Annotated in this window: 11 protein-coding genes; 2 read left to right on the forward strand and 9 right to left on the reverse strand. The window is 61.6% G+C overall.

The features are described from left to right. Window positions 1-51 precede the first annotated feature (51 nt). The 8 genes from EXN22_RS02175 to EXN22_RS02210 all read right to left on the reverse strand — a co-directional run bounded on the left by EXN22_RS02175 (window position 52) and on the right by EXN22_RS02210 (window position 9291). The gene (locus EXN22_RS02175) at window positions 52-1017 is read right to left on the reverse strand and encodes a FecR domain-containing protein (RefSeq protein WP_130262243.1); all 966 of its coding nucleotides are present in this window, start codon (window positions 1015-1017) and stop codon (window positions 52-54) included. A 6-nt stretch (window positions 1018-1023) separates the two neighbouring features. Further along, window positions 1024-1527: a sigma-70 family RNA polymerase sigma factor gene (locus EXN22_RS02180; RefSeq protein WP_130262244.1), complete on the reverse strand. Its 504-nt coding sequence runs from the start codon at window positions 1525-1527 to the stop codon at window positions 1024-1026. Window positions 1528-1653: 126 nt separating this feature from the next. After that, window positions 1654-2121, reverse strand: a complete 468-nt coding sequence (locus EXN22_RS02185; protein WP_130262245.1) for an SRPBCC family protein — start codon at window positions 2119-2121, stop codon at window positions 1654-1656. Between the two features lie 30 nt (window positions 2122-2151). After that, complete coding sequence (locus EXN22_RS02190) at window positions 2152-5610, reverse strand: non-ribosomal peptide synthetase (RefSeq protein ID WP_130262246.1); 3459 nt, start codon at window positions 5608-5610, stop codon at window positions 2152-2154. 2 nt (window positions 5611-5612) lie between these two features. Then, window positions 5613-6554, reverse strand: coding sequence for a diiron oxygenase (locus tag EXN22_RS02195; RefSeq protein ID WP_130262247.1), 942 nt, complete (start codon window positions 6552-6554; stop codon window positions 5613-5615). Next, window positions 6551-7327 (reverse strand): DUF3050 domain-containing protein, encoded by a 777-nt coding sequence (locus EXN22_RS02200; RefSeq protein ID WP_130262248.1) that lies wholly within the window; start codon window positions 7325-7327, stop codon window positions 6551-6553. The genes EXN22_RS02195 and EXN22_RS02200 overlap by 4 nt, the downstream gene beginning before the upstream one ends. 605 nt (window positions 7328-7932) lie before the next feature. Next, on the reverse strand, window positions 7933-8487 hold the full coding sequence (locus EXN22_RS02205) for a thioesterase domain-containing protein (protein ID WP_130262249.1): 555 nt from the start codon (window positions 8485-8487) through the stop codon (window positions 7933-7935). Between the two features lie 111 nt (window positions 8488-8598). Further along, complete coding sequence (locus EXN22_RS02210; protein ID WP_130262250.1) at window positions 8599-9291, reverse strand: GntR family transcriptional regulator; 693 nt, start codon at window positions 9289-9291, stop codon at window positions 8599-8601. A gap of 310 nt (window positions 9292-9601) precedes the next feature. On the opposite strand from EXN22_RS02210, the gene lapG reads away from it, so the two are divergent. Both lapG and lapD read left to right on the forward strand, forming a co-directional pair. Beyond that, entirely contained in the window at window positions 9602-10294 is a 693-nt protein-coding gene (gene lapG / locus EXN22_RS02215) for a cysteine protease LapG (protein ID WP_130262251.1), read from the forward strand. Window positions 10295-10304: 10 nt separating this feature from the next. Continuing rightward, window positions 10305-12251 (forward strand): cyclic di-GMP receptor LapD, encoded by a 1947-nt coding sequence (gene lapD / locus EXN22_RS02220; protein WP_130262252.1) that lies wholly within the window; start codon window positions 10305-10307, stop codon window positions 12249-12251. 37 nt (window positions 12252-12288) lie between these two features. Here the strand turns inward: lapD and EXN22_RS02225 are convergent, their stop codons facing one another. Beyond that, complete coding sequence (locus EXN22_RS02225) at window positions 12289-12633, reverse strand: tryptophan synthase subunit beta (RefSeq protein WP_130262253.1); 345 nt, start codon at window positions 12631-12633, stop codon at window positions 12289-12291. Between the last annotated feature and the right edge of the window lie 40 nt (window positions 12634-12673).

Below are 12673 nucleotides of genomic sequence, written 5' to 3' on the forward strand. Positions count from 1 at the left end.
CGCTTACTGTCCTAGCCGGACTCGCTGGAAAAACCCGCCAAAAAAATTACTTCACGCCAGCCGCTCCAGGCGTACCCACCAGCGCGTGCGATAGTTGACCTTCACCGGCAGTGTCTGCGGCAGTAGTTGCAACAGCTTGTCGGTGTCATCCAGGCGAAACACCCCGGACAGGCGCAAGTCGGCAATGTCTGCGGCGCAACTCACATAACCGTGGCGATAGCGCCCGACCTCGGCGAGAAAGTCGCCCAGGCGCATGTCGCGCGTGACAATCAGCCCCTCGGCCCAGGCGCCGGCATCCATGTCCTGATTCTGCAGCAGGGTGGCACCTCGAGCATCGAGGCGATAAGCCCTGCCTGACTGCAGCCACTGCAAGGCCCCCGAGTGATGCAGGGCGACGATGCCCTGGCTGATGCTGACCCGAGTGCAGTCATGCTCCTGGCGAACCACGAAACGAGCGTCGAACCCTTGCAGCAAGGCATCGCGGGTGCGTACCAGCAAGGGGCGGCCCGGGGTGCTCGAATCCTTGGCGCAGGTCAGCATCAGCTCGCCATGCTTGAGTCGAACCAGGCGTTGGCTGGCATCGAAGGCAAGGTCGGCGGCGCTGCTGGTGTTCAGTTGCAGCAACGAGCCGTCTGGCAGGCGCACGCTGCGTTGTTCGCCCGTGGCACTGGCAAGGTCGGAGGTCCAGGGGCTCAGGGCCTCCAGGTCCTTGCCGAGCCAGGCTGCCGAGCCGAGTACCAGTACACCGCTGAGCAGCTTCAAGGCCTGACGCCGTTGCAGGCGCAGGCTGCCGTTCTCCAGGGTCTGCAAGGCCACGCTGGCCCCTGGCAGGGTGCGCAGGTCGAGTTCCTGATGCAGCGATTGCAGCCGTTGCCAGGCCAGTTCGTGTTCCTGTTGAGCGGCGCGCCACTGTTCGCATTGCTGCTGCAAATGGGGGTTGTGGCCGCTTTCACGCAGCTGGAGCATCCAGTGGATGGCTTGCTTGACTACCCGTGGGCCAGGATTGAGGGGGGCCATGCCAATTCAGGCCTCGGCTGCATAGCGCAGCAGGTAGCAGTGATACAGGGCATCGGCCACGTAGCGCTCGACTGAGCGCAGGGACACTCCCATGTGTTCGGCGATTTCCTGGTGGGTCAGGCCTTCACATTGCGCCAGCAAGAAGGCGCGGCGCACCTTGGGCTTGAGGCCGTCGAGCATCTGCGCGATGCGTTCGAGCAACTCCAGCAGCAGTTCGCGGGTTTCCAACGACGGCACTTCGGCCTCTGGCAGGTGTGACAGGGCTTCGAGGTAAGCGCGGTGTAGTTCTTCCCGCCGCCAATGGTCGATCACCAGGCCACGGGCGATGGTGCGCAAAAACGCACGGGGTGCAGTGAGCTCCAGTTGTTCGCGCCGTTGCAACAGGCGTACGAAAGTGTCCTGAGCCAGGTCTGCGGCATCGGCGGCATTGCCCAGTTTGCTGCGCAACCAGGTGTTCAGCCAGCTGTGGTGGTGGCTGTAAAGCGTGTGCACGGACTCTGGAGAGGGCATGACGGTGCGCTGCTGAAGGGGTCATGAATGATAATTAGTCTCATTGTTGGCATCCTTGAACGATTTTGCAACTATTGATCAGGGCAAGCGCGCTCTTGCAGGAGCGGGCTTGCCCCGCGATCGGGTTTAACTCAACAAATTCCTCACGTTGCCCATCGCCTCATCGGCAAACCCCTGCAAAAACGCCTGAAAGGCCGGCAGCGCCTCGCTGCCGCCTTCCCATGGTTCGGCCTGGATGGTCCAGGTTGCCCGCGCCTGGCGCTCACCCAGCGCCTCGACCTGCATCGCTGCCCACAGGTTGCCGATGTTCAGGCTGGTGTAGATCAGGCTCCAGGTCATGTGCATGGCCTGCTCGTCACGGCTATTGAGCTGCTCGATGACCACGTTGCCGTCCTTGAACAGCTTCTTGCGCACTGAACGTACGCCGCTGCCGGTCATCTCGATGTGCGCCAGGGCCGGGATGAACACCGGGAAACCGGCGAAATTGCCAACGATGTTCCAGACGCTGGCGGCATCGCTGGCGATGTCGATGCTGGCAATCACGCGGCAGCCATCAGGGTTGTGGATAAGTGTGTCGGGTTGAAGGGTTTGCATGGGGGTATCTCCTGCTGGGGTGGAAAAGGGTCAGATGAACGCGATGTCGTGCAGGTACTGGCAGCCGCGCTGCAGCAATTGCGGGGTTTTTGCCGGGTACCGCGCGCCCATGCGCGCAACGCCGGCGCGCGCATTGCCATGCTCGATTCGCGAGATGTCGCCGATGTCTTCCTCAAAGCCGTCGAGGTAGAAGCCCAGCACATCGAACAGGGCATTACTGCGGTCGACGCGCTGCAACTGCCGTTGCCACTGCTCGACGCTGACCAACTCGAACAGTTGGCCACTGTCGCGAAACGCCGAGACGTAGTCGCGCCAGCTCAGGGGCTCTGGATTGTGCAGGTTGAATACCGTTTGGCCGGCCTGGTAACGGCTGCTGTGGAAGGCGATGAAGCGGGCCAGGAAGTCCACTGGCATCAGATCGAAGTTGAGTTCCAGGGCTGGCACCTGGCCGAGCTGCAACGACCCCTTGAGCATCAGCATCAGGCGGTTGCGTTGCGGCTGGCAGACACCACTGCGGCTGTCGAAGGTGATGTTGCCGGGGCGATACAGGTTGACCCATACCCCTTGGTTGCGAGCGCGCTGGAGGATGCGCTCGGCCACCCATTTGCTCAGGTTGTAGCCGTTGCGGATATAGATTGGTGGGGTGCTGGCCGGGTCCTGCTCCAGTACCTGGCCATCGGCATCGATGGCGCTGCAAGCCGACAGGGTCGAGATGAAGTTGAACAGCTTCTTGCGCCGCCCTTCGCACAAGCGCAGGCACTCGAACAGCGGCTCGACGTTATCGGCGGCCAAGGTGTGGTAGTCCAGCACATGATTGACCTGCGCAGCGTTGTGCAGCAGTGCACCATATTCGCTGTCCAGGTAGCGGTACTCGGCCTCGGCAAGACCCAGGTGCGGCTGGCGCAGGTCGGCCGCGAAGACTTTCACCCGACTCATGTCCAGGCCATGCAAGCCGTTCTCCAGCAGCGCTGCGCCAAAGCGTTGCTGCGCTGACTGGTCAGCACTGGAACGTACCAGGCATGCGACTTCGCTGGCGCCCCATTCCAGCAAGGCTTCGACCAGATGCACACCCAGGAAGCTGTTGGCGCCGGTGACGATCACCTTGTGCACATCGCCCAGTTGCGCCATCGGCAGCACCTGCAGATTCAGCGGGCGGCAGGCATCGCGTTCGGCTTGCGGATCGAGGCCTTGAACCTGTGCCTGCTCACTGTCGAGCAAGGTGGCCAGGCGTTGCACCGTGGGCATCTGGATAAACTGGTTGATCGGGATGCCGCGGCCAAATCGCTCACGGATCGCCAGCAACAGGCGCGACAGCAGGATCGAATGGCCACCGAGGCTGAAGAAGCTGGCATCGGTGGAAATGTCGTCCTCGGGCAGTTCGAGCAGATCGCTCCAGAGGCCCACCAGCTGTGCCTGGACCGGCGTTACCGGGCCTAGGTGCAAGTTGCTTGGCGTCAAGTCCAGTGGCAGTGCCAGCAGCGCCTGGCGGTCGATCTTGCCGTTGGCGGTGTAGGGCATCTGCGCCAGATGCTGGTAGAAGGCCGGACGCATGTAGTCGGGCAGTTGCTGCTCGGCATGCTGGCGCAGGCCGGTTTCAGCGCCATCGGCATTGGCTTGTGCACAGAACGCCAGGATCCGCCGCTGGCCATCGATGACTACCGCCACCTGACGAAACAGGTTGCTGCGGCGCAGGCAGTGCTCGATCTCTTCAGGTTCGACGCGAAAACCACGAATTTTCACCTGGTTGTCACGGCGCCCGCACAGCTCGATGCCGGCGCTTGTCCATTTGCCGATGTCGCCCGTGCGGTATAGGCGCAGCGAGTTACCGTCGGGCAGCGGTAGGCTGACGAAGCGTTCGGCGCTCAGCTGTGGATTGTTCACATAGCCAATCCCCACACCCGGCCCTCCCAGATACAGCTCGCCAGGGGTTTGCTCGGCGACCGGCTGCATGCGCTCATCGAGAATCAGTACTCGGGCATTGGCAATTGGCTGGCCAAGGTTGCGGTTGCTGTCGCCGCTTGCAAATACCCGGGTCGTGGCGAGTACGGTGGTTTCGGTCGGGCCGTAGATGTTGTGCAACTGGCACTGGCCGGCCAGCCGCTCGATCACTTCAGGCTCGCAGACGTCGCCGCCGGTAATCAGGTGGCGCAGGCCGGTCGCCTGGTCACGAGGCAGGATGCTCAGCAGTGCAGGCGGCAAAAAGGCATGCGTTACATCCTGCTCATGCAGCAACGCCAGCAGGCACGCCGGATCGCGGCGCTGGTCTTGGTTGGGGATCACCAGCTCGGCGCCGCACACCCAGGTCGGCAGGATGTCCAGCAAGGAGGCATCAAAGCTGATCGTCGAGAATTGCAGCACACGGCTGTGCGGGGCCAATTGCACATGCGCGCTGTACCAGGCCTGGAAATGGCTGAGGTTACGTTGACTGAGCAGCACGCCCTTGGGTTGGCCGGTGGTACCCGAGGTGTAGATCGCTACACAGGGGGCGTCTGGCGCCGGTCGCCGGCGCAGCAATGATGGCAACGGCTGCGTTAGCGGCTTTGGCAACCGGCGCAGGTCCAGGTTCGGCACTGCCAGGTCATCCATTGGCACCTGCCCGTCATGCAGCAGCAAGCTGGCACCGGCATCGGCGAGGATGTAGCGCAGTCGCTCGACGGGGTGCGCCGGGTCCAGGGGCAAGTACACCGCCCCATCGCCGAGTACGGCGAGCAGGCTGGCGTAGAGCGCAACGGATTTGCCCAGGCAGACGCCGATCACTGGCGGTTCACTGCTCGCCGATGGAGCCGGCAACTGCTGCTGGATCGCGGCTGTCTGGGCGTGCAACTGTGCGTAACTGATGCGCTGGCCGTTCAGGTTCAGCGCCGGGTGGTCGGCATGAACCTGCAGGCTCTGTTGCAGATGCTCGATCAGCGCAATTTCGGCAATGGCGAGTAATGGCGGATTGTCGCGCTGGTTGAGGCGATGAAACCAGGCCAGTTGCTCCAGCCAACTGAGGTCTTGTTGCTGATCTTCCTGCCCAGGGTTGATGGTGGGCGTTTGCTGCAGGTACTCGGGGTTTCGCGAGAACCGGCTGACCTGCAACGCGAGCATCTCCTGCAGGCTGGCGATGGCCTGCAGGCGCAACTGCTGACCATTGCCGGATTTCTCCGGGGCCAGGCGCTGGCGCTCGATCAGTCGCTGTGCGGTGACACTGCCGGTCCAGCACAACAGTTCGAGTGTCGGCAGTTCGCCAGCGTTTTGCAGGTCGCTTGGTAGGTAAACCCCTAGGCGCAGGCTCAAGCATGCACAGTCACCCAGGCCGTGCCATTCACTGGCAGACAGCGCCAGGCTGCCGTCGTCGATGAGCAACTGAGGCTGGCGCCACGGGCGTTGTTGCAAGGCTGCAGCGCTGTCGGCCAGGTGCAGGGCGTGGCCGTGATCAAGCAGGTCCTGGTGCAGCAGGATCAGTGCGGGGCTGGCGCCGATTATCAGGATTTCCAGGCGTCTCATGGCTATCTCCTTGGTTCGGGCAGGTAGTGCGCCAGGGCCTGCTGTACGCACGGCGAGTCGAGCATCGTGCTGGCTTTGAACAGGCGCAGGATGTTGCCCAGCAGCGGATGCCGGTGGTCGATCGGGTAGGCCATGGCGGTCACCTCCTGGCGTAGCGCTGCACGGCCGGCCGCGCTGATCTGCAGGTGGTCGATGAGGGCGAAGTCAAAGCCTTTCTGGATCTCGTTGGTCAGGTACTGGCTGAGAAACACGGGCAGTATTTCGGCAATGCACTGCCGGTCCGCTTCGCTTGCGCTGTGCCAGTAGATGCGCACCAATCGTGCCCAGAACGTGGAATGGCGGCCTTCATCGAGCAGGTGGTCGGCCATCAGGCCTTTGATCGAGGGCTTGACCGTGTCATCCCGGGCAAACGCCGCGACATCGTCGGTCAGGGTGTTCTCGGCGATGCCCACGCAAATCAGCTCAATGGCGTCGCGCAGGTGGTCCGGTGCGAGCGCCAGGGCGGCAGGTATGGCCCGGCTCAGTTCGATCTCCCGGGGTAGGGCTATCGGCTCGACCCCGCTCAGGGCGATGGTCTGTTGCATGAAGTCCATGGCCACCAGGGCGTGGTAGTCCTCATCCACCACCACGGTCATGGCGTCATAGCGACAGGCGAATGGAAAACGGATGGCAAAGCGGTCCTTGGCGATCCGTCGCGCCGTGTGGTCGACGATCTCGGTTTCGAAAATCACCACGTCGTTGATGAACTTGTACAAGCTCTGGATCAGGGCGAAATCACGTTGCTGCGGGCACTCGCGCATAAAGGTGGTCGTGAGTACCAGCGGCTGGCGGCTGAGCGGATAGAACAGACGCTGATCGTCCTCGATCAGGCGTCGCGGCCGGGTGCGGATGGTCGCCCGACTCTCCCAGGCCTCGGCGAAGGAGTGGTAGTCGAGGGCGCTCATGCACTGACCTCCGCCAAGGTTGCACGCATCGACAGGCGCAGCCGGTCCCACAGGGCGATGCGGCTGTCGATGGCAGCGATGGCAGCTTCCAGCACCTGGTTCTGTTTTACCGGGTCGTCTTTTACCAGCCGTGCCAGCAAGGCTTCGGCGGCCGGGCCGTGGTCTTCGGAGTCGACTTCGATATGCCGTTGCAGGTAGTAACGGAAGGTGGGCGCCTGTTCGCCGGTGATGCCCCAGTCATCGAGGATGCGCTGGAACATGCCTGGAATAACGCTTTCACGTCCATGCAGAAAGGCCGCAGCGACGCTATGGGCCGGCGCCTCAAGGGCAGTCTGCAAAGTGTTGCAGACGAAATGCCGGGCTGCCTCACTGGCACCTGAACGCTGCAGTGCACTGGTGTAACCAACGCCTTCACGTTGCAGGCTGACGAAGCGCTCGATCACTGTCGTGCTGGCGCCGACTTCGCGCATGGCGTCCAGGTACAACTCGAAATGGCTGTAATGCCCCTGGCCCAGGCGATCGTCCGACTCTTCGCCGAGGACGATCTCGTTGATCAGGCGGGCTGCGCAGGGGTCAAGCGGCGGCAACCAGGGCAGCTGGATGCAGGTCAGCTCGTGCTGCAGTCGCTTGGTCAGCGACATGAAATCCCAGACGGCAAATACATGGGTTTCCATGAACCGTTGCAATACCGGCAAAGCGTTTATCTCTGAAAAGATGGGGTGTGCGGCAAGTTCGGATTTGCGGACGGAAAGTTGCGAGACTAATGAGTTCATGGTGTTCCCTCGTCAGAGATCAATGTCCGGTTAGAGACGTCTTATAGTTTTCAGGGCCGAGCTGGGGCCTCGATTGCTCGATTCGATAGAATGCGTGTTGTCAGCAATATCGATGCAATAGGCGTCAATTTTTCTGATTGTCGCCCTGCTGCAGGCGAGGTGCGCCCGTGCCATTAAAAAGCTAGTTCAACTTTGAAGTGTATTGCAATAACTTTGTTGGTTATATTTTTTTGGGAAGTTTATTGGGCGTAAGTGTGCTGATTAAAACTTGTAAGTTAAGTTTTATTGATAAGTAAGTGCTCCTTCCGGTCACGGAGTGCCAGAATAGAAACAACGTGAGTGAATGCCTCACTCGGAGCACTGAAGTATGCAAGTCGGACCTGGTTGACTCTTGGGGGCAACTGATCGATATCGGTCCTTGCCCGGCGCGAGGCTCCTTCTGCAGGTGTGCGATAGGCAGACGACCTGGCCCGCCTGGTGGCGATCAGCGGTCGCTGCGCGGGTAAGAGTGTGCCGAAAATGCGAGCACCGCCATGGCTGGCTGAAACAGCAGGAGACAATTCAGCGGTGCGAACACACCGCTGGAGGTACTGCGTTGGGGGGAGTCAGAGGCTGAGCAGGCCCAGATGTGTGTTGATGATTTGAATCAGGCGCTGGTTGCGCTGAGGGCCGTCGACGGGTTCGTCAGGCAGTTCGATCAGCTCGATTTCTCGGGCGCTGAAGGCATGCCAGCCAAGCATCCGTGGCAGTTGCCCTGATCGGTACAGTGCAGTGACCGGGACGTTCAGCCGGCCTGGCGCATCATCAGGCGGGGTGAGTGGGCTGTCACAGTTGGAGACAAACAAGTGGCGGGTTTGCCCCGGATGCAAGTGCTCGGTGTGCCGCGCCAGGGTCAGGGCCAGTTGCGCGCCCGGCCCTTGACCGAACAGGGCATGGGGCTTTCCCAGGTAAACCTGCAGGCGCTCGACCAGTGAGGCAACCAGGGTGCAATGATCTTGCAGGGGCTGGGCAACGTTCAGGCTACCGTAGGCCAGGACATTGACCGTCACCAGCTCGATCTGGTCATTGAGTTCTGCTGACCAGGCGCGGTACTGGCTCAGGTGATCCTGACTGCAAGCGAGGCAGATCAGACGGATCCGCGGTGGCTGGGCAGAAGCCATTACGGTTCTGCGCTGAAAAGTGGGAGCGTGCACTGCCTTTCCTTTGGCTCAAGGTGTGCCCCGAGCTGAGGTGCTGCCATTGACCGGGATTACCGGTCAATGGCTGTGGATTCACTCTGCCGATTGTCTGTTCAAGTAGGCTTTGATGGTTTTCGCCCCGTTGTTCAGGTGGCGCTCAAGGATCCCGATGGCGTCTTCAACCGACTTGTCGTTTGCGGCATCCACCAGCCCGGTATGGTCATCCTGAGTCAGCTTGCCCAGGCCCATGGACGACAAGTGAAAGCGCAAGAAGCGTTCTTCTTCGTTCAGTTCGTTCTCGATCAGGCGCAACAGCTTCTGATTGCCCGCCTTGCTGTACAGGGTCATGTGAAACAGGCGGTTCAGGCGACCGATTTCGGCATGCCGGGTTTCGTTTTCCAGCTGGGCGATATAGCTGCGTGCCAGGGCTATATCGTCGGCGTCGAGCAACGGGATCGACTGGCGCAACGCTTCGGACTCCAGGATGACCCGCAGCGCATAAGTGTCGACGGCATCCTCACCGATCAGCGGTGCGACTACTGCACCCTTGTGCGCCACTACCTGTAACAGTGACTGCGCTTCAAGCTGGCGCAACGCTTCGCGCACCGGCATGCGGCTGACACCGAACAAGGTGGCCAGTTCCTGTTGGCGCAAGGCCATCCCGGGGGCCAGTCGGCCGTCGAGGATGGCACTGCGCAGCCGTTCTTCAATCACGCTACGAGCCAAGTGTGGCGGAACTTGTTCGCCACCCAGGATATCGCTCAGGAGTTTGGTTTTTTCGGCCACGCTGTCTCTGCCTGAAGTCGTATCGGGTATTGGATCCAGGATCCAATAACAGTAGTTAGGGGAGATTTACTTGTCAATCCGCGCGCGACTACCTTCAGATTTCGCTAACAAGGCACTCATCAATGGCCGCGTACTTGCTATCGTGAAGGAAGTTTTTCTTCAAGGGAAGTCAGGGGCGCAAGCCACGCCTGACAAGGGGTTGCCGGGGATCAACGGATTGATGGCTCAATGATTGTAACGTGCCATTGTCTTTTCCGGGTTCAGGCCGCACCATCGACGGTTTATCACAGGTCTGCGCGGATAATTCGCATTGGCGATACGTTGGGCTGTTCAATTGACCCTGCGCCGGCTTGGCCTGGCCGTGGTGCTCGGCTGCCTGCTGCTGGGCGGCCTGCAGGCGGATTGGGATTTTTCCCAGATCAGCCGCCGCGCCCAATCGCTGTATGGGCCGCTTGGGCCTGGCCAGGGCCGTATCGATGCCTGGCAGAACCTGTTGGCAACCCAGAAGCAGGGCAGTGAGGCCGAGCGTCTGAAAGTGGTCAACCTGTTCTTCAACCAGCAACTGCGCTACGTCGAGGACATTGATCTGTGGCGCGAGGTGGATTATTGGGCGACCCCGGTGCAGTCGTTGCTCAAGGGCGCCGGTGATTGCGAAGACTACGCTATCGCCAAGTATTTCAGCCTGCGCCGGCTCGGGGTGCCTGCCGAAAAACTGCGTATTACCTACGTTAAAGCCTTGCGCCAGAATCGCGCTCACATGGTCCTGACCTATTATTCAAGCCCGGAGGCCATGCCATTGGTGCTCGACAGCCTGATCGATGCGATCAAGCCCGCCAGCCAGCGGCCTGACCTGTTGCCGGTGTATTCCTTCAATGGTGAGGGCCTGTGGCTGACCGGTGCGGGTGGCAACAAAAAAGTCGGTGACACCAAGCGCTTGTCGCGCTGGCAGGATCTATTGAAGAAGATGCAGGCCGAAGGCTTCCCCGCCGAGCCGGCTTACTGAAGGAGCACAGATGTCACTGTTCAAACAATTGCTGCTGGCCATCTGCCTGTTCCTGGTAGTCGCTTTCAGCGGCAGCTTCATGGTCAGCCTGGAGAGTTCGCGCAGCCAGTACGTCAACCAGCTGCGCTCCCACGCCCAGGATGCCGCCACGGCCCTGGCGTTGTCGCTGACGCCGAACATCGACGACCCGGCGATGGTCGAGCTGATGGTCAGCTCGATTTTCGACAGCGGTTACTATTCGAGCATCAAAGTCATCGACACCGGCTCCAACGCCTTGCTCGTCGAACGGCATGCCGAGCCTGACGCCAGCGGCGTACCGGCCTGGTTCATTCGCCTGATCGGCCTGGAGGCCGCCGGTGGCGATGCCATCGTCAGCCGCGGCTGGCAGCAGGCGGCGCGGGTCGAGGTGGTCAGCCATCCGATGTTCGCCCTGGCCAAGCTCTGGCAGAGTGCCCTGGGCAGCCTCGGCTGGCTGCTGTTGTGCGGCGCCCTGAGTGCGATACTCGGCGCATTGCTGCTGCGCCGTCAGCTCAAGCCATTGGACTACATGGTGGCGCAGTCCCATGCCATCGCCCGCCGCGAGTTCCTCAGCCTGCCCGACCTGCCGCGCACCCCGGAACTGCGCCGGGTGGTGCAGGCCATGAACCAAATGGTCGAGAAGCTCAAGGCACTGTTCAAGGAGCAGGCCGAGCGTAGCGAGAAGCTGCGGGTCGAGTCGTATCAAGACAGCCTCACCGGTCTTGCCAACCGCCGCTATTTCGAGATGCAGCTCAACGCGCTGGTCAGCAACCTGGAGGAAGCGCGGCCGGGTTATCTGTTGCTGTTACGGGTCAAGGACCTGGCCGGGCTCAACCAGCGCCTGGGCGGGCAACGTACCGATCAGTTACTGCAGGCGGTCGGCCAGCAGTTGCAACGCACCTGCGCCAACTACCCGGAAACCAACAACCTGATCACCCGCAGCCGTGGCGGCGAGTTCGCCGTGCTGGCGCCGGGCCTGGTGCACGAAGAGGCGATCCAGCTGGCCCAGGCCCTGGAAGTGACCCTGCAAAGCCTGGCAGACACCGGTGCCAGCGATGTGACGCCGGTTGCCTGCATCGGCATGGCCCCTTACAGCCCGGGCGATGAGCCGCAGGCCTTGTTGAAGCTCGCTGACGAAGCCCTGGCGCGCGCCGAGAGCCAGCAGGAACCTGGCTGGGTGTGCCTTGAGCAGGGCACCGCGCCGCAAGCCGGCGATACTCACCATGCCTGGCACCACATGCTGGACGAAGCGTTGCAGCAAGGTCGCTTCCAGCTGTTCTTCCAGCCGGTGGTGGCCACTGACGCACCGGAGCGTGTGCTGCATTACAAGGTGATTTCGCGGGTTCTCGATGCCCAGGGCCAGGCTATTGCCGCCGGGCGCTTCCTGCCGTGGCTGGAACGCTTTGGCTGGTCGGCGCGGCTCGATGTGCTGATGCTTGAACAGGTGCTCAAGCACATGCACAACCACAACGAAGCACTGGCCCTGAACCTGTCAGCGGCAACCCTGGCCGATCCCAAGGCGTTGCAGCGGGTTTATGAGCTGCTCGGCCAGAACGCCGTGCTGGGCCCGCGCCTGACCCTGGAAATCGGTGAAGAGCAACTGCCGGAGCAGGCTGTACTCGAACAACTGACCCGGCGCCTGCGCGCCCTGGGCTTCAGCCTCAGCCTGCAGCGTTTTGGCGGCCGGTTCAGCATGATCGGCAACCTGGCGCACCTGGGCCTGGCTTACCTTAAGATCGACGGCAGTTACATTCGCGCCATCGACCAGGAGCGCCACAAGCGCCTGTTCATCGAAGCGATCCAGCGCGCAGCACACAGCATCGACTTGCCGCTGATTGCCGAGCGGGTCGAAACCGAAGGTGAGCTCAAGGTCTTGCGCGAGATGGGTATTCAGGGGGTTCAGGGACGCCTGGTCGGCGAGCCGGCGCCCTGGCGTTAAGGCAAGCGGCTGCAGGCCCGCAACGGGCCTGCGGCGGTCAGATCAGGCCACCGCCTTCTTCACTGTCATCGATCAGGTTGTTCAAGCCGCCCAGGGCTTCACGGGCGCTGGAACGGTTGAGCAGCTTGGCCTGAGCACCGGGCGGCAGGTCGGTAATGCTGATCACGCCTTTGGTGGTCAGCACCTCGATCAAGTCCTCAAGCACCCGGATCATGTCCAGGTCGCTCTGCTTGAGCTGCTTCAGGCTGTTTTCGACGACATCATCGGCGAACCATTCCTGGACCTCGGCATGGTCTGCCGGGAGCATCTCCGTGTATTCGGCGTAGGGTGCGGCCTCTACCCGGACCAATTGGCCCTGTGCATCGCGTTGCACGTAGAACATGGGGTATCCCTCTGAAGGTCAGTCCGTATCCGCAGTCAGC

The organism is Pseudomonas tructae, from assembly GCF_004214895.1.
Taxonomy (GTDB): domain Bacteria; phylum Pseudomonadota; class Gammaproteobacteria; order Pseudomonadales; family Pseudomonadaceae; genus Aquipseudomonas; species Aquipseudomonas tructae.